Annotated in this window: 18 protein-coding genes; 8 read left to right on the forward strand and 10 right to left on the reverse strand. The window is 68.4% G+C overall.

Annotated features, from left to right (window positions below; translation table 11 throughout):
• Positions 1–5 precede the first annotated feature (5 nt).
• From ACTZWT_RS18110 to ACTZWT_RS18120, 3 genes are all read right to left on the reverse strand, one after another.
• Positions 6–1,514 carry a glycosyltransferase family 39 protein gene (locus ACTZWT_RS18110; RefSeq protein ID WP_444771069.1) on the reverse strand — a complete coding sequence of 503 codons (1,509 nt, stop codon included), beginning with the start codon at positions 1,512–1,514 and terminating at the stop codon, positions 6–8.
• A 71-nt stretch (positions 1,515–1,585) separates the two neighbouring features.
• Complete coding sequence (locus tag ACTZWT_RS18115) at positions 1,586–2,440, reverse strand: ribonuclease HII (RefSeq protein ID WP_444771070.1); 855 nt, start codon at positions 2,438–2,440, stop codon at positions 1,586–1,588.
• Between the two features lie 128 nt (positions 2,441–2,568).
• A complete protein-coding gene (locus tag ACTZWT_RS18120; RefSeq protein WP_444771071.1) occupies positions 2,569–3,729 on the reverse strand; it encodes a PA0069 family radical SAM protein in 1,161 nt (386 codons plus the stop codon).
• A 178-nt stretch (positions 3,730–3,907) separates the two neighbouring features.
• Here ACTZWT_RS18120 and ACTZWT_RS18125 point away from each other — a divergent pair, with 178 nt between their 5' ends.
• From ACTZWT_RS18125 to ACTZWT_RS18135, 3 genes are all read left to right on the forward strand, one after another.
• Positions 3,908–4,471 (forward strand): glycosyl transferase, encoded by a 564-nt coding sequence (locus ACTZWT_RS18125; RefSeq protein WP_444771072.1) that lies wholly within the window; start codon positions 3,908–3,910, stop codon positions 4,469–4,471.
• A gap of 174 nt (positions 4,472–4,645) precedes the next feature.
• Entirely contained in the window at positions 4,646–5,569 is a 924-nt protein-coding gene (locus tag ACTZWT_RS18130) for a bifunctional helix-turn-helix transcriptional regulator/GNAT family N-acetyltransferase (RefSeq protein ID WP_444771073.1), read from the forward strand.
• Positions 5,569–5,724 (forward strand): hypothetical protein, encoded by a 156-nt coding sequence (locus tag ACTZWT_RS18135; protein WP_444771074.1) that lies wholly within the window; start codon positions 5,569–5,571, stop codon positions 5,722–5,724. Before ACTZWT_RS18130 ends, ACTZWT_RS18135 begins: the two co-directional genes overlap by 1 nt.
• A 9-nt stretch (positions 5,725–5,733) precedes the next feature.
• Here ACTZWT_RS18135 and ACTZWT_RS18140 read toward each other — a convergent pair whose 3' ends face one another.
• The 4 genes from ACTZWT_RS18140 to ypfJ all read right to left on the reverse strand — a co-directional run bounded on the left by ACTZWT_RS18140 (position 5,734) and on the right by ypfJ (position 9,030).
• Positions 5,734–6,486 (reverse strand): CoA-transferase, encoded by a 753-nt coding sequence (locus tag ACTZWT_RS18140; RefSeq protein WP_444771075.1) that lies wholly within the window; start codon positions 6,484–6,486, stop codon positions 5,734–5,736.
• A complete protein-coding gene (locus ACTZWT_RS18145) occupies positions 6,483–7,301 on the reverse strand; it encodes a CoA transferase subunit A (protein ID WP_444771076.1) in 819 nt (272 codons plus the stop codon). The genes ACTZWT_RS18140 and ACTZWT_RS18145 overlap by 4 nt, the downstream gene beginning before the upstream one ends.
• A gap of 108 nt (positions 7,302–7,409) precedes the next feature.
• Complete coding sequence (gene moaB / locus ACTZWT_RS18150) at positions 7,410–7,958, reverse strand: molybdenum cofactor biosynthesis protein B (protein WP_444771077.1); 549 nt, start codon at positions 7,956–7,958, stop codon at positions 7,410–7,412.
• A 154-nt stretch (positions 7,959–8,112) separates the two neighbouring features.
• On the reverse strand, positions 8,113–9,030 hold the full coding sequence (gene ypfJ / locus ACTZWT_RS18155) for a KPN_02809 family neutral zinc metallopeptidase (RefSeq protein WP_444771078.1): 918 nt from the start codon (positions 9,028–9,030) through the stop codon (positions 8,113–8,115).
• A gap of 363 nt (positions 9,031–9,393) precedes the next feature.
• Here ypfJ and ACTZWT_RS18160 point away from each other — a divergent pair, with 363 nt between their 5' ends.
• Positions 9,394–10,527 (forward strand): site-specific DNA-methyltransferase, encoded by a 1,134-nt coding sequence (locus ACTZWT_RS18160; protein ID WP_444771079.1) that lies wholly within the window; start codon positions 9,394–9,396, stop codon positions 10,525–10,527.
• A 237-nt stretch (positions 10,528–10,764) separates the two neighbouring features.
• Here the strand turns inward: ACTZWT_RS18160 and ACTZWT_RS18165 are convergent, their stop codons facing one another.
• The 3 genes from ACTZWT_RS18165 to mutY form a co-directional block, all read right to left on the reverse strand.
• On the reverse strand, positions 10,765–12,087 hold the full coding sequence (locus tag ACTZWT_RS18165; protein WP_444771080.1) for a methyl-accepting chemotaxis protein: 1,323 nt from the start codon (positions 12,085–12,087) through the stop codon (positions 10,765–10,767).
• On the reverse strand, positions 12,050–12,586 hold the full coding sequence (locus ACTZWT_RS18170; protein WP_444771081.1) for a PAS domain-containing protein: 537 nt from the start codon (positions 12,584–12,586) through the stop codon (positions 12,050–12,052). The genes ACTZWT_RS18165 and ACTZWT_RS18170 overlap by 38 nt, the downstream gene beginning before the upstream one ends.
• A gap of 129 nt (positions 12,587–12,715) precedes the next feature.
• A complete protein-coding gene (gene mutY, locus ACTZWT_RS18175; protein ID WP_444771082.1) occupies positions 12,716–13,840 on the reverse strand; it encodes an A/G-specific adenine glycosylase in 1,125 nt (374 codons plus the stop codon).
• A gap of 28 nt (positions 13,841–13,868) precedes the next feature.
• Between mutY and ACTZWT_RS18180 the strand changes: the two genes are divergently transcribed.
• From ACTZWT_RS18180 to smc, 4 genes are all read left to right on the forward strand, one after another.
• A complete protein-coding gene (locus tag ACTZWT_RS18180) occupies positions 13,869–14,366 on the forward strand; it encodes a DUF721 domain-containing protein (protein ID WP_444771083.1) in 498 nt (165 codons plus the stop codon).
• A gap of 139 nt (positions 14,367–14,505) precedes the next feature.
• Positions 14,506–15,174: a DsbA family protein gene (locus ACTZWT_RS18185; RefSeq protein WP_444771084.1), complete on the forward strand. Its 669-nt coding sequence runs from the start codon at positions 14,506–14,508 to the stop codon at positions 15,172–15,174.
• Between the two features lie 1,197 nt (positions 15,175–16,371).
• Positions 16,372–16,554 carry a hypothetical protein gene (locus ACTZWT_RS18190; protein ID WP_444771085.1) on the forward strand — a complete coding sequence of 61 codons (183 nt, stop codon included), beginning with the start codon at positions 16,372–16,374 and terminating at the stop codon, positions 16,552–16,554.
• A 524-nt stretch (positions 16,555–17,078) separates the two neighbouring features.
• A complete protein-coding gene (gene smc, locus ACTZWT_RS18195; RefSeq protein ID WP_444771086.1) occupies positions 17,079–20,543 on the forward strand; it encodes a chromosome segregation protein SMC in 3,465 nt (1,154 codons plus the stop codon).
• The last annotated feature ends 48 nt before the right edge of the window (positions 20,544–20,591 follow it).

Here is a 20,591-nt window from a genome sequence, read left to right on the forward strand (position 1 = left end):
CGGAATTACTGCGCGGCCTTCGGCCGCACGATCGCCCAGCCGATCCGCAGCAGCGGCTGGCGCCCGGCGATGGTCCGCTCGAAAGCGCGCGGCAGCTCCGGCACGATCTCGGGAAATCGCTGCGCGATCTCCGGCGGCGGCTTGCCGGCGGTGTCGGCGGCGCGCCAGACCACGACGCCGCCGCGCGCGTTGAACGTCTCCCGGGTCACCCAGGGCGTCCGCGCCGGCGTCGCATCGAGAAACAGATGCGGCCGCGACCTGCCCATCGCGATCAGTCCGGCGAGTTCGGGATCGCCCGCGACCGCCGGCAGCGGCCGCCCGGTGCGGCGCTCGAAGCTCTCGCCGAAGAACCGGGCGATATCGCTGGCCGGCAGCGACGTCGCGCGTTCCGCCGGGCTGACCCAGGGCTGCACCACCGCAATCAGGATCACCGCCACCGCCGGCGCCGCCACGACCGCAGCCCAGGCGGCGCGCAGCACGCGCTGCCGGCGCAGGCGGATCAGGTCCCCGGTCGCCATCACCACCGCGAGCCCGACCATCAGCAGCGCGATGCCGGCGCCGCCGATGACGTGAGGCAGGCCGAATAAAGCCGCGGCGACGCTGCCGAGCAGCGCCGGCGCCAGCGCAAAGAAATACACGAACTGCCGCGCCAGCGGATCGACCGGCGCCCGATAGACCACCGGCGCATCGTCCGGCCTGCGATCGAATCGGGTGTTGAGCAACGCCAGCAGAGCCACGCCGCCGAGCGCGACCAGCAGGCCGCCGAACAGCTCGGCCGCAAGGATCGCCCGATCGGTCAGTTCAGCGGTCGCCGGCAGCGGCGGCAGCGCGAAGATGTCGGCGCGCACCAGCCAGATGCCATAGGGCAGCACCAGCACCGCGATCACCAGCAGGCCGAACAGCGGATCGAGCGACATCAGCGCGCGGCGGGTCCGGGCGGTGGCGAGCGCGAAGCCGATCGGCAGCAGCAGCAAGGCCGGTGCGGCCACCGTGGTCAGCAGCAGCAGCCCGACCTCGATCGACAGCGCGAACCAGGCGCTGCGCCGGCCGCGGCCGATGATCTCCCAGCTATGCCACAGCACCAGCGCCCACAGCGGCCGCGCCAGCACCAGCGGCCCGAATTCGACGCCCGCCTCCGCAAACGCGGTGACGGTCGAGGTCAGCAGCACCGCGATCACCGCATGCTGCGGCCCGACCATGCTGCGCGCGAGCTGGAACAACCCGTAGAACGTGACGATGAAACAGAGCTGCGCCAGCAGATAGACGCCGGCGATGTGGCCGCCGGCGGCGCGGAACGCGATGTCGGCGAGCCAGAATGCCAGCGGCGGGCCGAGGTCGCTGCCGACCTGATATTCCCGGCCATAGGCGAGCACGATCGCAACGCCGTCCGGCGGTCCGGCATAGACCAGCAGCGGGACGATCAGCCACAGCAGCGCCTGCGCCGACACCACCAGCCAGAACATCAGCCGCGGCCGGGCGCGGATCAATTCGATGATCAGGGAGGTAAAGCGCATAAGGGGCCAGCGGAGTTCGGTTCGCCCGTGATAGAACCCACCGGCGCACCAGGCAACCGGCTTGGCACCGCCTACAGCGTGGCCTCGATCGCGGAATCCGCGGGTGTGTCGAACAGATCGCCGCTGAGGGCGGCGACCTCGGCCGGCACGCCTTCGATCTTCCGCCAGGCGGCGGCGACCGGCGCGAAGAACCGGCGGTGATGTTCCGTCGGACCGAGCCGCGCCAGCGCCGCGAGATGCTCGGGCACGCCGTAGCCCTTGTGCTGCTCGAAGCCGTAGCCCGGACACTCCTGCGCAAGCCGGCACATCAGCCGGTCGCGCGTGACCTTGGCGATGATCGAGGCCGCGGCGATCGAGGCGATCAGACCGTCGCCGCCGATCACCGCCTCGCTCTCGCACCGCGTCGCCAGCCGGTCGCGGCCGTCGACGAAGACGTGCTGCGGCAGGTCCGGCAGCGCATGGACGGCGCGGGTCAGCGCCCACAGCGAGGCGCGCAGGATGTTGTCGCGGTTGATCCGCTCCGGCGAGGCGCAGGCGACGGCGACCTGCGCGGTGGCGCAGATTTCCTCGAACAGCTCCTCGCGCCGCTCGGCGGTGAGCCGCTTGGAGTCGTCGAGGCCCTTCGGAACCCGCTTCGGGTCGAGCACCACGGCGGCCGCGACCACCGGGCCGGCGAGCGGCCCGCGGCCCGCCTCGTCGCAGCCGGCGACCGGCCAGACGCCACGCTTGAGCAGCGCGCGCTCGCGCCGAAAGCTCGGCGGCGCCACCGCGATCACGCCACGGCCGAGTCCCTTGGCGGGCGAGGCTTTGGCGGCCTGCGCCTTTCCGGTGGCTTTGATTGACGTCGCGGCCGGCTTCGCCGCCTTGGCCGTCGTCTTCGCCTTGCCGGGCGCGGCCTTGGCAGGCTTCGTGGAATTCCGAATCATGCGGCGATGCTGCGGGCAGGCACCGGCACGCGCAACCGGAAATTCCGCGCCATGCCCGCTATTCAAGCGACATCGCCGCCGCCGGAACTCGCCGCCCTTCCCCATCAATCCCGCGAGTGGAAGCCCCGCTAGAACAAACTCAACTGCTGCCCCGCCCGCTCCGGCTTTGCGAAATGATCCGTCGTCAATTTCGAGCGGCGCTTGTTGAGGCCGAGTCGCGCGCAGGCGGTCTCGAAGCGGCGACCGATCATCCAGGCGATCGGGCCGGTGCCTTTCATCCGCGTGCCCCATTGCGAGTCGTAGTCGCGGCCGCCGCGCATATCGCGGATCAGCGTGAAGACGTGGCGGTAGCGGTCCGGATAGTTCGCCATCAGCCATTCGCGGAACAGGTCGCGGACCTCGAGCGGCAGCCGCAGCATTACGTAGCTCGCCTCCTTGACACCGGCATGGGCGGCGGCGTCGAGGATGCGCTCGATCTCGACGTCGTTGAGCGCCGGGATCACCGGCGCCACCATCACGGTGGTCGGAATCCCGGCCTCCGACAGCCGCTTCAACGCCTCCAGCCGCTTTTCCGGCGTCGAAGCGCGCGGCTCCATGGTGCGCGACAGTTTCGGGTCGAGCGACGTCACCGACAGCGCCACCTTGGCGAGCTGGCGCTTCGCCATCCGCGCCAGGATATCGATGTCGCGCGTCACCAGCGCCGATTTGGTGACGATCCCGACCGGATGGCCGGTCTTTTCCAGCACTTCGAGCACGCCGCGCATGATCTTGTGCTCGCGCTCGATCGGCTGGTACGGATCGGTATTGGTGCCGATCGCGATCATCTTCGGCTCGTAATCGGCGGCGGCGAGTTCCTTCTCCAGCAGCGCCGGCGCGTCCGGCTTGGCGAACAGCCGGGCCTCGAAGTCCAGCCCCGGCGACAGGCCCAGATAGGCATGGGTCGGCCGCGCGAAACAGTAGACGCAGCCGTGCTCGCAGCCGCGATACGGATTGATCGAACGGTCGAAGCCGATATCCGGCGAATCGTTGCGGGTGATCACCTTTCGCGCGGTGTCGAGCGCCACCGTGGTCTTGAACGGCGGCAGCTCGTCGAGGCTCTGCCAGCCGTCGTCGAACGCGACCCGCGCCTCGGCCTCGAACCGACCCGAAGCGTTGGATTGCGCGCCACGGCCGCGGCGACGTTGCTTATCGATAGCAACTTCGATCGCAGGAAAGGGAGAAGGCGCGCCCACCGGCTCGGAGGGCGCCGTGACCGGCGGGCGCTTGAGGGCATTGGATGCTCTGCTCATGGTTCGAAGATAGCGCGTAAATAGAACAAATCAAGAACATAATCGTCGCATCCACAGCGCCGCCGGGTCGATCAACCACATCGCTTGGGTTCGGCCCGGACTGCAATTCCGGGCTGATTTCGGCGCCGCGAGGTGCTAAGCGTGCATCAAATGGTCGTAACCAGGTCATTCGGCGGACATGCTGAGCGTCATCATTCCTACCGACGGAGTTGAACGGACCGCGGTCGCCACCTTGGCCGCGCTCGTGCCTGGCGCGGCCGCCGGCGTGATTCGCGAGGTCCTGCTGGTCGATCGCAAGGATGACGGCGTGATCGAGCGCGTCGCCGACGTCGCCGGTTGCGGCTTCCTCGCCGTGCAGGGCAGCCGCGCCGCGGCGCTGGCAGCGGGCGCGCAGCAATCGCGGTCGCCATGGCTGATGTTCCTGCACGCCGGCGCGGTGCTGGATTCCGGCTGGATCGAGGAGACCTCGCAGTTCATCCAGGGCGTCTCGCTCAGCGGCCGGCCGCGCGCGGGGATCTTTCGCTATGCGCGCTCACCTTATGCGGAGCCGAGCTGGCGCGAGACGTTCAAAGCCCTGCGCCGGCAGATCGCGGGGCCGCGGGCCGATCAGGGCCTGCTGATCGCCCGCGATCACTACGACCAGCTCGGCGGCCACGACCCGGAGCGCTCCGAAGCGCGGCTGCTGCGGCAGCTCGGCCGCTCGTCGCGCACGCTGCTGCGCAGCCAAATCGTGCTGGTCTGAGCGCGGCGCCGCTCCTCGACCGACAATCTCCCTTCCCGCCCCATCCCCGCCCTCGCGACAGATCGCGGAGACGCTCCGCGCGTCGCGGCAGACGGACGAGTGCGGCCGTGGGCCGGAAAAATACTTGCCAAAAGCAACCATATATTTGACAATGGCAACCATTGAGGAGTTGCCATGTCGAACCCCGTCCCGCCCGATCAGGTCGCCCGCGTCCGCGGCTTCAACCGCTTCTACACCCGCCGGCTCGGCGTGCTCGAGCAGCACCTGCTGAATACGCCTTTTTCGCTCACCGAAGCCCGGGTGCTGTACGAGCTGGCGCATCGCGACGCCCCCCTCGCCAAGGAGATCGGCGCCGAGCTGGGCATCGACGCCGGCTATCTCAGCCGGATTCTCCAGAGCTTCGATGAGCAGGGCCTGATCAGCCGCAAGCCGTCGCCGGACGACCGGCGGCAGTCGCGGATCGGCCTGACAGCGAAAGGCCGCACCACCTACGGCCGGCTCGAGCAGCGCTCGCAGCAGGAGATCGCGGCGATGCTCGCGGGCCTGCAGCCGTCCGAGCGGTCGCGGCTGGTGGCGTCGATGGAGACCATCGAGCGATTGCTCCGCGCGGCCCCGTCGCAGGGCCCGATCCTGCGCGGCCCGCAGCCCGGCGACATCGGCTGGGTGGTGCAGAGCCACGGCGCGTTCTATGCCGCCGAATACGGTTTCGACGCCTCGTTCGAGGCGCTGGTCGCCGAGATCGCCGGCAAGTTTCTCGCCGCGCACGATCCCAGGCGCGAGCGCTGCTGGATCGCCGAACTCGACGGCGCTCAGGCCGGCTCGCTGTTTCTGGTGCAGGCCAGCGACGAGGTCGCCAAGCTGCGGCTGCTGCTGGTGACGCCGCAGGCGCGCGGCCATCGGCTCGGACAGCGGATGGTGCAGGAGGCGATCGGCTTCGCCCGGCAATGCGGCTATCGCAAAGTGACGCTGTGGACCCAGAGCATCCTCGGCGCGGCGCGAAAAATCTATCAGGACGCCGGCTTCGTGCTGGTCGCGACCGAGCCGCATCGCAGCTTCGGCCCCGACCTGATCGGCGAGACCTGGGAGCTGACGCTGTAATGGCGCCGCGTCGCGACCAGTCGCGGCAGGTCACCTCCGAGCTGATCGCGTTCCACGCCCGGCGTGGACGGGCGCTGCAGCGCGCCGCTATTTATGCGGCCATGCGCGCATTGGTCTGCTGGCTGCGCGCGGCGCTCGGCCGGCGCCGCTTCTGAGCGGCAGCCTCACGCGGCGCGATCGGCCACCATCGTCTCGACGAATTGCGGATAGCACTCGGCGAGTTCGGTGGTGACCCGGCCGCGCAGCAGCGAAAGCGTTTCCGCATCCGGCTCCGGCGTGAACGGCACCTCGTCCGGCGCATCGTAGTCGAAGCCGGTGTTGGCGCGGACATCCGAAGCCGAGCCGCCGCGATGCACGCTGCGCAACCGGAAGCGCTTCTTCTGCTTGTCGAAGTCGAACAGCGCGAGGCCAGTCAGCAACGCGTGCGGCCCGCCGCTGCGATGAATGCCGTCGCTCGATCCCGGCGCGCTGACGAAATCGACCTTGTCGACCAGCACCCGCGGCGAGTGCTCCTCGCGAAACAGGATCACCCGCGGGACCAGATAGTACATGAAGGCGGAGCCGAACGAGCCCGGCCAGCGCACGGTGCTCGCCGGATAGTCGCCGGTGCCGACCAGATTGATATTGGCCTGCCCGTCGATCTGGCCGCCGCCGAGAAAGAACGCGTCGATCCGGCCCTGCGCGGTGGCGTCGAACAGTTCGAACGAGCCGTTGGTGAAGAAATTGTGCTGGCGCGAGCCCAGCACGATCACCCGCACGCGCTCGCGGCCGCGCTGTTCGTTGCGGGCGCGCAGCAGCATCGCGCCGGCCGCCGGCATCGGCGACGACGCGCCGACCGCGACGGTGCGAACGCCGTCGAGCAGGTCGGCGATGGTGGCGATCAGGATTTCGCGCGACGTCGCGGGCATCGCGCTCATGCCACCGCCTCGAACGCTTGCGCGAAGCCCTTCATGTAGGCCGCGAAGCCGTCGGCCGAGCGCGCCATCTTGGCATAGCGCGCGACTTCGGCGCTGTCGGTGGCGTATTCACCGGCCAGCCCGAGCGGCCAGGCGCCGTGCTTCGCCTCGGCGATCGCGCCGACATACAGCGCCGGCAACACACCGGCGGCCGAGCGTTCGTCGGCGAGCAGCGAGGTCTCGACGATGCGTTCGACCGTCACCAGCGTGGTCTTCGCCGCATAGGCCATCGCCGCGAGCTCGGCCTGCCGTCCGATCCGGACATTGCCGAAGCGATCGGCCTCGGGGGCGTGAAACAGCGCGATGTCGGGCCGGATCGCCGACACCACGACGATCGGGTCGTTCGCGTCGAACGGATTGTCGATGATGGTCCAGTCCGGCCGCGAGGCCAGCAGGTCGCTGCCGATGATGCCGCGGATCGGCATGAACGGCACGCCCTTCTGGCCGGCGACGAGGCCGGCGAGAATCGCCGGGCAGGTCGCGTCCATCATCCTGAACGCGCCGTTGCGGATGCCGTCGGCGAATCGCGGCGCGCCGCCGGCCTCGCCGAGCGTCACCGCACTGGTCTCGAGCGTGCCGACCAGCCCCTCGCCGATCAGCATGTCGGCCTGCATGCCGCTGATCGGGACGCACACGAGGTGGAGATTTTTCGGGCGGTGGGCGAGAATCGCCGCCGTGGCGGCCATCGCGGCGCCGGCATTGTCGGAGCCCAGCGCGACCGTCATGCCGTCGCGAACCTGCGCGGCCAGTTGCTGCAGCGAAACGATTTCTCCCACGGCATCCTCCCTCGTCGCCGCGTGATCGCGGCTGTCGTTTGGACGGATGGTTTCGTGAGCAGGCGGGACTGTCAAGCCACGGAGCCGCTCACCACGGATGCGGTGAGGTCAGGCCTTGTCGCGGCGCAGATGCTCGTCGAGGCGGGGCATGATCTCGACGAAATTGCACGGCCGGGTGCGGTAATCGAGCTGGGCGGCGAGGATGCCGTCCCAGCCGTCGCGGCAGGCGCCGGGCGAGCCGGGCAGGCAGAAAATATAGGTCGCGCCCGCAACGCCGGCGGTTGCGCGGCTCTGGATCGTCGAGGTGCCGATCTTGCCGTAGCTCATGATGTGAAACACCGTCGAGAAGCCGTCCATGCGCTTCTCGAACAGCGGCTCGATCGCCTCGGGTGTCACGTCGCGGCCGGTGAAGCCGGTGCCGCCCGTGGTGATGATCGCGTCGATGCCCGCATCGGCGATCCAGCGCCGCACCACCGCGCGAATCGCCTCGACGTCGTCCTTCACGATCTCGCGCGCCGCGAGACGGTGCCCCGCCGTGGTCAGCCGGTCCGCCAGCGTCGCTCCGGACTTGTCGTCGTCGAGCGCGCGGGTGTCGGACACGGTCAGCACCGCGATGTTGAGAGGAATGAAAGTCTTCGGCTGTTCGGAGGAGGCCATTGTCGATCCTAATTGCATCTCAACACTACGGCCGTCATCCTGAGGTGCGAGCGAAGCGAGCCTCGAAGGATGATGCTGTGCGCGCTTTCCATCCTTCGAGGCGCGCCCGTCGGGCGCGCACCTCAGGATGACGCTGTGCGCGTCTCAGCATCTCTTACAGCCTTTCCGCCGCGAAGGTGTTGCAGGACTGGATCGTGCCCTGCTGATAGCCGGTCATGAACCAGCGCTTGCGCTGCGCGGCCGAGCCGTGGGTGAAGGAATCCGGCACCACGTCGCGGCCGGCGTTGCGTTGCAGCGTGTCGTCGCCGATCGCGCTCGCCGTGGTCAGCGCCGCGTCGATATCGCCGGGCTCCAGGAAATTCGGCCGCTTCTTTTCTTCCCGGTTGACCCAGACGCCGGACAGACAATCGGCCTGCAATTCGACGCGCACCTGCAGCGCGTTGGATTCGGCGCGCGAGCCCGCCTGCTGCTGCAGCCGCGTCACGCGCGGCAGGATGCCGAGCAGGTTCTGGACGTGATGACCCGCCTCGTGGGCGATGATGTAGGCCGCGGTGAACCGGCAGGCGCTGCCGGAGCAGCCCCTGAAGCGGGTCTCGACCTGCTTGAAGAAATTGGTGTCGATGAAGATCTGCTTGTCGGGCGGACAGTAGAACGGCCCCATCGCGGATTGCGCCATGCCGCAGCGGCCGCCATTCGTCGAGTTGCGGAACAGCACGATCTTCGGCCCGACATAGGTCTGGCCGCTGGCCTTGAAGATTTCGGTCCAGCGATCGTCGATCTCGCCGAGCACGCCGGAGATCATTTTGCCCATATCGTCGGTCGGGGCGCCCTGCTTGCCGGGCGACGCCCGCTCGCTCTGCTGAGTCGGCGCGCCGCCGGTCAGGACCTCGGCACCGCTGATCAGCAGGCGCGGATCGATGCCGAACGCCCAGCCGACCAGACCCAGCACGACGATGGCGCCGATGCCGAGGCCGCCGCCGCCGGTCGGAAACCCGAAGCCGCCGCCGCCACCCCCGCCGCCTTCGCGCCGGTCGTCGATGTTGTCGCTGCGACGGAAGTCATCGTCACGCATCAGTTTTTCCTCGGGTTCACGGCGGACCGCCGTCCGCACAATACGGCCGGCACGAGCACATCCGCGACAATTAGAAATAACCCGCCCGGCAAATATTGCCTAGTGCGCACATCGAAAGCCTGTTCGCAGCGCATCGACGAGAAGGCAGAACGCACCCGACCGCCCGAAACAAACCGCAAATCCACACCCTCGACGCAACAGGCGGCGAGCGACCGGGAAAACACCCGCCACCCGTTCTCGTTCCAGTAACAACGAATTCGATTTCAATTAAGTCGATTTTTACTTTGCCGGGGCAATCTATCGCCAGTCGGTTGTTTAGTCCCGCGTCTCCGACGGCGTCACATGAGTCAGAGTAGTTGAGTCATGATTTTGTCGCGTCGCGGGGCGTCTGCAAGGGCGCCCCGCACTCAATTCGAGCCCGCTCCGGAAAGCCGGATCATCGTCGGCGATTGCGTCGCCGAGATGTCGAAGCTTCCGGCCAAATCGGTCGATCTGGTGTTCGCAGATCCGCCGTACAATCTGCAGCTCAAGGGCGCGCTGAAGCGCCCCGACGAGTCGCAGGTCGACGCAGTCGACGACGATTGGGACAAGTTCTCGTCGTTCGCCGCCTATGACGACTTCACCCGCGCCTGGCTGCTCGCCGCCCGGCGGATCATGAAGCCGTCGGCGACGATCTGGGTGATCGGCTCCTATCACAACATCTTCCGCGTCGGCGCGATCATGCAGGACCTGGGCTTCTGGGTGCTCAACGACATCGTCTGGCGCAAGACCAATCCGATGCCGAATTTCCGCGGCCGCAGGTTCACCAACGCCCACGAGACCATGATCTGGGCGGCGCGCGACGAGAACGCCAAGGGCTACACCTTCAACTACGAGGCGCTGAAGGCCTCCAACGAAGACGTCCAGGCGCGCTCCGACTGGCTGATCCCCTTGTGCACCGGCGACGAGCGGCTGAAGGGCACCGACGGCAAGAAGGTGCATCCGACGCAGAAGCCGGAAGGCCTGCTGGCGCGCGTGCTGCTGAGTTCGTCGAAGCCCGGCGATCTGGTGATCGATCCGTTCAACGGCACCGGCACCACCGGCGCCGTCGCCAAACGGCTGCGCCGCAACTACATCGGCTTCGAGCGCGACCGCACTTACGCCGACGCGGCGCGGGCGCGGATCGACGCGGTCGAGCCGCTGCCGGAAGACACGCTGAAGCCGTTCCTCACTGCGCGCGACGCGCCGCGCGTGGCGTTCTCCGAACTGATCGAGCGCGGCATGATTTCGCCGGGCGCCAAGCTGGTCGATTCGAAGAAGCGCCACGGCGCCCTGGTCCGCGCCGACGGCGCCATCATGCTCGGCGACAAGGTCGGCTCGATCCACCGCATCGGCGCGGTGGCGCAAGGCTCGGAAGCCTGCAACGGCTGGACTTTCTGGCACCTCGAGACGCCGAAGGGCCTGAGGCTGATCGACGAACTGCGCGCCGAAGTGCGCAGCGCGATGGCGGCGGGCTGACGGCTCTGCGGATTCGGCGCAGGCCCGGCCTTCACCAACTCATCCTTCGAGACGCCCGGCTTCGCCGGGCTCCTCAGGATGAGGTCCGTGCATGTATTACTTCCGTCAACAGACACAGCCCTCATGGTGAGGAGCGCGCAATGCGCGCGTCTCGAACCATGAGCTGATTGGGCGCGCTCTTTGCTACACTTCGCCCGGCGCGCGGGTGCCCTTTCAGCGCGTGCCCATATTAAACGGTCACGCCGCGTTCTGCTGGATCAGATCCTTGCGGACCTGGCCGAGATAGCCGCGGATCTGCTCCGCGAGGGTCTCCGAATTCGACGACAGATGCGTCGACGCCGTCATGGTCGATTCGGCGTAGCGCTCGGTATCGCGCGCGTTCGCGGCGATCGCCTGGATGCTGGTGGCGATGTCGCTGACCACCGCGAAGGCCTGCTCGATGGTCTGGGCGATGTCGGCGGTCGCGTCCGATTGCGCTTCGGCGGCGCCCGCGACCTTGGTGGTGATGCTCTCGACCTCGGTCATCACCGCGCCGATATCGGTGATCGACTGGCTGACGACGTCGGCGGCGCCGTGGACGTGATCGACCTGCGATTCGATTTCCCCGGTGAATTTCGCGGTCTGTTCGGCCAGCGCCTTGACCTCCTGCGCGACCACGGCGAAGCCGCGTCCCGCATCGCCGGCCCGCGCCGCTTCGATCGTGGCGTTCAGCGCGAGCAGATTGGTCTGGCTGGCGATCGCCTCGATCGACTTCACCACGTCGCTGATCCGCCCGGCGACGCCGCGCAGCGCCGCGACGTTGCTGGTCGCTTCCGACACCCGCGCCACCGCGCGGCCGACGATCTCGGCGGAGCGTGCGACGTCGGCGCCGACCTCGCGTGCGCTCGCCGACAGGCCCGCCGTCGCATCCGCGACGTGGCGCATATTGCCGCTCGCCTGTTCGGACGCGCCGGCGACCGCGGTGAGGCGTTCGCGCGTCGTCGAGGCGCCGCTGGTGAGATGACCGGCGGTTTCGCGCATGTCCTTCGAATCGGCATCGAGCGAGCCGACCACGGTGCTGACCGCACCTTCAAGCCGCGCGGCCTGTTGCTCGAAGCTGCGGATGCGGCCTTCGATGCTGTCGGTCGCGTCGTTGAAGGTGGCGGCGCCGCGCAGCAGCGCGCCGTGCAGCCCGCCCGGCAGGATGCGCCGGAAATAGCGGCGCTGCTGCACCGCGCGCATCGACGCGGTGGCTTCGCGCACGAAGGCGTCGCAATCGTCGATCACGTCGTTGATCGCGCCGAGCAGATCGCCGATCCGGCCGGTGGTGGGAATATGCAGCACGCGCGCCTCGAAATCGCCGTCGGCGACCCGCTGACAGACGTCGCGCGCCTGCTCGATCAGCCGCGTGGCGGTGGCCACGCTGGCGAATGCGAGCACCGCCGCAATCAGCGCGACCGCCTGAAACGCCGACGCGACCGTCGGGTAGTTCATCCAGGCCAGCGCCGCTGCGATCGTCGCAGCGGCGATCGCGATCGCGATGTTAAGCTGCGCTTTTGAGAGCGAACATGAGTTCGTCATAGCTGACCTTCTTGGAAGCGACGAAATCCACCAGTGCCCGGTAGCCGGCCTCGACCGCGTCCTTGCCGTTGGCGTGGCCGCTCTCGATCCGCAGCACCTCGGCGTAGAGCGGGGCGATCGCGTTCTCGATCACGTTGCGGTCCGGCGCGCGGCGATTGGAATGGTAGCTGGTAATCCTGCCGGCATCGTCGAACGACGGGGTGACGTGCGCGAATACCCAATAATGGTCGCCCGAGCGCGCCATGTTCTTGACGTAGCCGAAGATCTCGCGGCCGGCGGCGATGGTTTCCCACACCAGGCGGAACACCGCGCGCGGCATGTCGGGATGGCGGATGATGCTGTGTGGCTGGCCGAGCAGTTCGGCCTCGCTGTAACCGGCGATCCGGCAGAACGTCCGGTTCGCGTAAGTGATGCGCCCCTTGAGATCGGTCTTGGAGACGATCAATTCCGCTGCGGGGAATACGACTTCTTTGCCGGTCGGCCGAATTTTTGTGGCCATCGCCGGTCTCCGTTATGATTGACGTGACAACAGTCCTTAAGAGCAGCCGGATTAAGGTCGGCTTAAAATACCATCGGCGGAAATCCACAAATTCCGCCGCATCCGGAATGCACCGAATCAGAACCGTGATTAGTCCATCGCATGCGCGATCACCTTGCGCATCAGATTGGGCAGCGCTTCGCCGGCGAGCGTGGCGATCTTTTCCCAGCGCATCCCACTCGGCGCGCGCGTCCCGGCCGGTGCATCCGCGGTGTAGACCACGAGTTCGAGCGGGAAGTGCGTGAACACGTGGCTGACGATGCCCGCCTTGCGATGCCAGCGCGTGACGCCGGCGAGTTTCGGCGCCTGCGCGCGCGCCGTGGCGTCGTCGTGCCCCGCGAGCCAGTCGGAATTCGGCACCTCGGTCATGCCGCCGAGCAGGCCCTTCGCTTCGCGCGTGCGTAGCAGGATGGCATCGCCACGGATCACCACGAAGGCCGCGCCGCGGCGGAGCGCGCCAGTCTTCTTCGGCGCCTTGCGCGGAAACGTCTCGGCGTCGCCGCGCTGCCTCGCCGTGCAATCCGCGTCGAGCGGGCACAGCGCGCAGGCTGGCTTCTTCGGCGTGCAGATGGTGGCGCCGAGATCCATCAGCGCCTGGGCGCTGTCGCCGGCACGCTTTGGTCCGAGCAGCGTGCGCGCCAGTTCCTGAATCCGCGGCTTCGCCTTGGGCATCTCGTCTTCGACCGCGTAGAGCCGCGACACTACGCGCTCGATATTGCCGTCGACCGGCATGGTCTGCCGGCCGAACGCGATCGCCGCGATCGCCGCCGCCGTATACGGACCGACGCCCGGCAAGGCGCGCAGGCCATCTTCCGTATCGGGAAAGCGGCCGCCGTGCTGCGTCGCCACCGCGACCGCGCAGGCGTGCAGATTGCGCGCACGCGAGTAGTAGCCGAGCCCGGCCCACATCCGCAGCACATCGTCGAGAGAAGCGCTGCCGAGATCGGCGACGCTCGGCCAGCGCGCCATGAATTTCTCGAAATACGGCCCGACCGCGCGGACGGTGGTTTGCTGCAGCATGATTTCGGACAGCCACACCGCATAGGGGTCGGCGGCGGTGCCGGCGGGCGGGCGCCACGGCAGCACGCGGCGGTGGCGGTCGTACCAGGCCAGCAGCGCCGCCGGGCGGCCGGCGCCGTCGCTCGCTTCCGCTGTGATGACCGGGGATCGTTTCCGCCGCGGCGCCGCGGCCGCCGGACTCCCTGCTAGACTCATGGGCCGTATCGTCGCAAAGCATCATGCCATGAGCAAGCCCGCCCCGATCTACAAGCCCGGCCCGATCAGCGCCAAGCCGCTGTCGGGGCTGCTCGGCGCGACGCTCAACGAGGCCTTCGCCAAACAGGGTTTCGCCGCGCGGGAACTCGTCACCCGCTGGCCGGAGATCGCCGGCGCGCAAATCGCGGCGCATTGCGAGCCGCTGAAGATGCAGTGGCCGCGCCCGGTCGAGGGCCAGAAGCAGGAGCCGGCGACGCTGGTGTTGCGGGTGGAAGGGCCGATGGCGCTGGAAATCCAGCATTCGTCCGACCAGATCCTGCAGCGGGTCAACCGCTTCTTCGGCTGGGCCGCGGTCGGCAAACTGGCGCTGCGCCAGGCGCCGTTGACGCGCAAGATCCGCAAGCCGCTGCCGAAGCCGCCGGACGACGCCGCCGTCGCGCAGGTCGCCGCCGGCCTCGACGCCGTCGAGGACGACGCGCTGCGCATTGCGCTGGCCCGGCTCGGCGCCACGATCAAGCGGAATTGACGCTTCCGCGACAACGCGCGGTTCGGCCCGGCATTGCCACAATTGCGGTTTCAAGCTAGCCAACGGCTGTAGCTGCGGCGGACGCGCCGCGCCCCTTCTTGCCTCGGCGGCGCGCCCGCCGCGTTGGAGCACCTTGCCGATGATCACGCGCCGTACCTTCACCGCCGCTCTGTCGCTGACCGGTCTCGCCGCTTTCGCTGGCGTCTCGCCGTTCCGCCTGATCGACGACGCCTTCGCCCAGAGCACCAAGGCCGCCACCGCCGCCGACGTCGCCAAGCCGTTGGCGCTGCCCGACATGGCGCTCGGCCCCAAGGACGCCGCCGTCACCATCACCGAATACGCCTCGTTGACATGTTCGCATTGTGCGACCTTCGCCGAGGAAGTGTTCCCGAAGCTGAAGGCGGCCTATATCGACACCGGCAAGGTCCGCTACGTGTTTCGCGAGTTCCCGCTCGACATCAAGGCCGCCGCCGGCTCGATGCTGTCGCGCTGCATCGCCAAGGACGACGCTGTGAAGTACTTCGCCGTCACCGACCTGTTGTTCAAGACCCAGGCCGACTGGGTGATGAAGGACACCACCGAGCAGCTCAAGCGGATCGGCAAGCAGGCCGGCCTCAGCGCCGCCGAAGTCGAGACCTGCCTGAAGGACCAGGCGCTCTTGGACAAGATCGCCGCCGACCAGAAATACGCCAACGAAGTGCTGAAGGTGAACGCCACCCCGAGCTTCTTCATCAACGGCGAAATGCTGCGCGGCGAAACCTCGCTGGAAGAATTCGCCAAGCGCATCGACCCGCTGCTGAAGAGCTGAACGAGCGCTGCTACCATCTGGGCGCCGTCATCCTGAGGTGCGCGCCCGCAGGGCGAGCCTCGAAGGATGCGGACACGGCGCGCGGCCCATCCTTCGAGGCTCGCTGCGCTCGCACCTCAGGATGACGCTGTGCGAGTTGCGAGGCGGTGCCATACATCATGAGGTCATCCTCCGCGAAAGCGGGGGATCCAGTATTCCAGAGCGTTCGCGGCGAGCGCACGACGAACGAACCGGCGCTCTGGAATACTGGGTCGCCCGCCTGCGCGGACGATGACGCGAGAGAGTGGAAATCCGCGTGACGATTACACCGTCGACGCGGTTCTCTCGGCGCCGTGATCCTGAGTCGCTCGCCCGCAAGGGCGAGCCTCGAAGGATGCGGAGACGTAGACGGTGCATGCGGCTCATCCTTCGAGGCTCGCTGTGCTCGCGCCTCAGGATGACGGAGCGCAAGTCGAGGGCCTGCACCCGCCGGCATTTTCACTTATCAAACAGCCACGGCCATTCGATCTCGCGGCTCCGCTGAGCCCGAGTTGTGCACCCGTCGCTGTCACAGCGAGGGGTGGGGGCGCGCCGGTCGGCGCGAAGGTGGTGAGTGTCGCGATGGCTTTGCGGACCATCGCGCAACGCCATTCCGGCGCGCCCACCGCGGCGGTTTTGGGCATCGGGACCGTTCTTCCGGGAACGCAGCGGTGCGGGATCTCCCCGGCCTTGCTGCGCCCGTCCAGCCACGAAAGCGGCAGCCGCTCGTAGTAGCGGCGGACGGTGACCTCTGCCTCCCGGACGCGTGCTTGCGAGGCACAGCGCGCAGGACGCCGCGTCCATCCGACTCCACCGGCACAGCGCCGGCGTCATCGAACCATCGTGCCGACCGGTTGCCCGGCCCGCCGATCTGTCCCGCTTGTACGACGCCTCGCGAAGCGCCCCTCACGGACAGGACGATGCGGACTATAGTCATAATAGGATTATTGTCAAGAGTCTCGTGTCCCGGACGCGCAGCGGCACAAAGTGCCGCTGCGCAGAGCCGGGACCCCGGTTCGCGGGCTCACAACACTTGCTACTTCTCGAGAAGAAACCGGGGTCCCGCATCTGCGGAGCAGCGCTGCGCGCTGCACCGCGTGCGGGACACCAAGGCCTCGGTTGCGCAGTGCGGGGCGTGGTCCTACATTCACTGGGTCGCAGCGCGCTGCGGAGGATCCGATGACCAACATCCTCTACTTACTTACCATCCCCGTCGTGGTGACACTGATGGCCGCCGGCGTGATCTGGTACAGCAACCGCCAAGCCGACGCCTCCCTACGCGCTCGCCTGCACCGCCGCAGCGAAACGAAACCGTCTGTCGCACCAGCCGAAGTGCTCCGCGCCGAGCGCGACAGGGCATGATCGTGGTCAGCGCGTCAGGGCATCGCTCCTGACGATCGCCCCGAAAGACCTCTCGTCTCCGTCATTCCGGGGCGCGCCACCGGGTCCGGCCTTCGGCCGGCCCGATGACAGGCTCCGCGCGAACCCGGAATTCATAACTACCGCGCTCGCGTCGGCGGCGCTGTGGCGCCGCTTTGCCTCGCAACGAGTCCAGGGGATATGGATTCCGGGTTCGCTCACTTCGTGAGCGCCCCGGAATGACGGACGAGAGGTGATCGCGCCGCGCGCTGACGCAGCGGCCCGAAGCCGCTCCGGAGTGAGCCGCCCCATCGAAATCCCCAGCTTTCTCGCGCCTTCGTCACGAATCCCCCCGTGGAAAAGCCCGGTTCCGCGGTTGCCGTGCCCGGTGCGGACGGCCATTGTCGCCGGCTAACGACGCCGCCGGCTGCGAGCGAATCGCACCGCCATGATGCCGCTATGGTATTGTCGAGCTTGAGAGATTCGCACGCGCCGCCCGAATCGCGGCCAAACGAGCATCGGACCAGATGAAACTCACGCGTCTCCGCCTTCACGGCTTCAAGTCGTTCGTCGAGCCCACCGATTTCATGATCGAGCCGGGGCTGACCGGCGTGGTCGGGCCGAACGGCTGCGGCAAGTCCAATCTGGTCGAGGCGCTGCGCTGGGCGATGGGCGAGACTTCGCACAAATCGCTGCGCGCGACCGACATGGACGCGGTGATCTTCGCCGGCAGCGGCAACCGGCCGTCGCGCAACCACGCCGAAGTGGTGATGTCGATCGACAACACCGACCGCACCGCGCCGGCGGCGCTGAACGATTCGGAGATTCTGGAAATCTCCCGCCGGATCGAGCGCGAGGCCGGCTCGCAATATCGCATCAACGGCCGCGAGGTCCGCGCCCGCGACGTGCAGCTCCTGTTCGCCGACGCCGCCACCGGCGCGCGCTCGCCGGCGCTGGTCCACCAGGGCAAGATCGGCGAAATCATCCAGGCCAAGCCGGAGCAGCGCCGCCGCGTGCTGGAAGACGCCGCCGGCGTCGCCGGCCTGCATGCCCGCCGCCACGAGGCCGAACTGCGGCTGAAGGCGGCCGAAACCAACCTCACCCGCGTCGAGGACGTGATCGGGCAATTGTCGTCGCAGGTCGACGGGCTGAAGAAGCAGGCGCGGCAGGCGATCCGGTTCCGCGAAGTCGCCGCCAAGGTCCGCAAGACCGAGGCGATGCTGTATCATCTGCGCTGGCGCGACGCGAACACCGAGGTCGCGGCCGCCGCCCAGGTGCACGATCTCGGCGTCCGCGAACTCGCCGAGCGCACCCGCGAGCAGGCCGAGGCCGCCCGCATCCAGGCCGACCGCGCTTCCGAACTGCCCGGCCTGCGCGAGTCCGAGGCGCGCGCCGCCGCCGGCCTGCAGCGGCTGGTCAACGCCCGCGAATTGCTCGACCGCGAGGAAGCCCGCGCCAAGGAGCGCGTCGTCGAGCTGGAGCGCCGGCTGGCGCAGTTCTCCTCCGACGTCGCGCGCGAGCAGCAACAGGCGATCGACGCCGACGCCGCACTCGAGCGGCTGCAGGCCGAGGACATCGAGCTGCGCGAAGAGATTCTCGAACGCGTCGAGAAGCGCGGCGGCGTCGACGAGCGCGTCGGCCTCGCCGAGGAAGCACTCGGCGAAGCCGAGCGGCTGTTCGCCGAACTCACCACCCAGCTCGCCCAGCTCACCGCGCGGCGCAATCAGTTCGAACAGGCGGTGCGCAGCCATCGCGACCGGCTCGGCCGGCTCGACACCGAGATCAAAAACGTCGACAGCGAAATCGAGCGGCTGACGGCGGAGACCAGCGGCGCCGGCAATGTCGACGAACTCGCCGAAGCCGTGGCGATGGCGCAGGAGACGCTGGCCGAGCTCGAAGCCTCGGTGCAGCAAGCCGAGGCCGCCCATGTCGGCGCCCGGCAGAAGCTCGAGGGCTCGCGCGGGCCGGTGACCGAAGCCGACAAGCGGGTGCAGCGGCTCGAGACCGAAGCCAAGACCATCAGCAAGATCCTCAACGGCGAGACCAAGAATCTGTGGCCGCCGATCATCGACGGCATCACGGTCGCCAAGGGCTATGAAAAGGCGATCGGCGCCGTGCTGGGCGACGATCTCGACGCGCCGGTCGACCCGACCGCGCCGATGCGCTGGACCGATATCGGCGTGCAGGCCGACGATCCGGCGCTGCCGGACGGCGTCGAGGCGCTGAGTAGCCACGTCAACGCGCCGCCGGAACTGGCGCGGCGTCTGGCGCAGATCGGCGTGGTGGCGAAAGAGCGCGGCGGCGAGCTGGTGGGCCAGCTCAAGACCGGGCAGCGGCTGGTGTCGCTCGACGGCGACGTCTGGCGCTGGGACGGCTTCGTCGCCTCGGCGCATGCGCCGACCGGCGCGGCGCGGCGCCTCGCCGAGCGCGCCCGCCTCGTGGATATCGAGAACGAGCTGGAACAGGCCCGGATCGACGCCGCCGCCAAGCGCGACGCGCTGGAGATCGCCGAGGCCGAGCTGCGCAACGCGGCGCAGGCCGAAACCGCCTCGCGCGAGTCGCTCCGCGGCGCCCGCCGCGAGGTCGATGCGGCGCGCGAGCGCCATGCCGCCGCCGAGCGCGAGATCAACCGCCACGCCGCGCGCCGCTCGGCGCTGACCGAGGCGCAGTCGCGCCTCGCCGCCGACCGGCTCGAAGCCGAGATGGCCTGCGAGACCGCCGAGAACGCGCTGGCGGATCTGGCGCCGAACGACGACGCCGAACAGCGGCTGTCGGCCGTGCGCGGCGACATCGAAAACCATCGCCGCCTCGCCGCGCAGGTCCGCGCCGAGGCGCAGGCGCTGGCGCGTGAGGCCGAGCTCGCCGACAAGCGGCTGCAGGCGATCGTCGCCGAGCGCAACCAGTGGATCCACCGCAAGCAGAGCGCGGCGTCGCAGATCGCCACCGTCGAAGAGCGCGTCGCCGAGCTGACCGCCGAGCGCGCCGAACTCGACAACGCGCCGACCGTGTTCGCCGAGAAGCGCAGCGCGATCATCACCGAGATCGAATACGCCGAGGCCGACCGCCGCACCGCCGCCGATGCGCTCGCCACCGCCGAACGGGCGATGGCCGACACCGACCGCGCGGCGAAAGCGACGCTCGAACAGCTCTCCAGCGCGCGCGAAGCCTGCGCCCGCGCCGAGGAACGGATGGAAGCGGCGCGACGCCGGCTCGAAGACGTCGAGCGCGAGATCCGCGACATGCTCGAAGTCGAGCCGCAGACCGCCGCTTCGCTCGCCGAGGTCCAGGAGGGCGTGGAGCTGCCGCCGCTCGCCGAGATCGAGGCCGATCTGGAAAAGCTGCGCCGCGATCGCGAGCGGCTGGGCGCCGTCAACCTGCGCGCCGAGGAAGAGCTCAACGAAGTCGAGACCCAGCACGGCTCGCTCGCCGCCGAGCGCGACGATCTGGTCGAGGCGATCAAGAAGCTGCGCACCGGCATCCAGAGCCTCAACAAGGAGGCGCGCGAGCGTCTCCTGGCGTCGTTCGAAGTGGTCAACGGCCATTTCAAGCGGCTGTTCACCACGCTGTTCGGCGGCGGCGAGGCCGAATTGAAACTGATCGAGAGCGACGACCCGCTCGAGGCCGGCCTCGAGATCATCGCCAAGCCGCCCGGCAAGAAGCCGCAATCGCTGTCGCTGCTGTCCGGCGGCGAGCAGGCGCTGACCGCGATGGCGCTGATCTTCGCGGTGTTCCTCACCAACCCGTCGCCGATCTGCGTGCTGGACGAAGTCGACGCGCCGCTCGACGACCACAACGTCGAAAGGTTCTGCGACCTGTTGAACGAGATGACCGCCACCACCGAGACGCGCTTCATCATCATCACCCACAACCCGATCACCATGGCGCGGATGAACCGGCTGTTCGGCGTCACCATGGCGGAGCGCGGCGTGTCGCAGCTCGTCTCCGTCGACCTCGAAGGCGCGGTGGAGATTCTGGATCAGCACGTGGCGTGAGCTACGCTGTCCCTCCTAAGCGAAGCGCCGGCGGCTCCCCTCCCCCTT

Source organism: Rhodopseudomonas sp. NSM (genome assembly GCF_052445935.1).
Lineage (GTDB): Bacteria > Pseudomonadota > Alphaproteobacteria > Rhizobiales > Xanthobacteraceae > Rhodopseudomonas.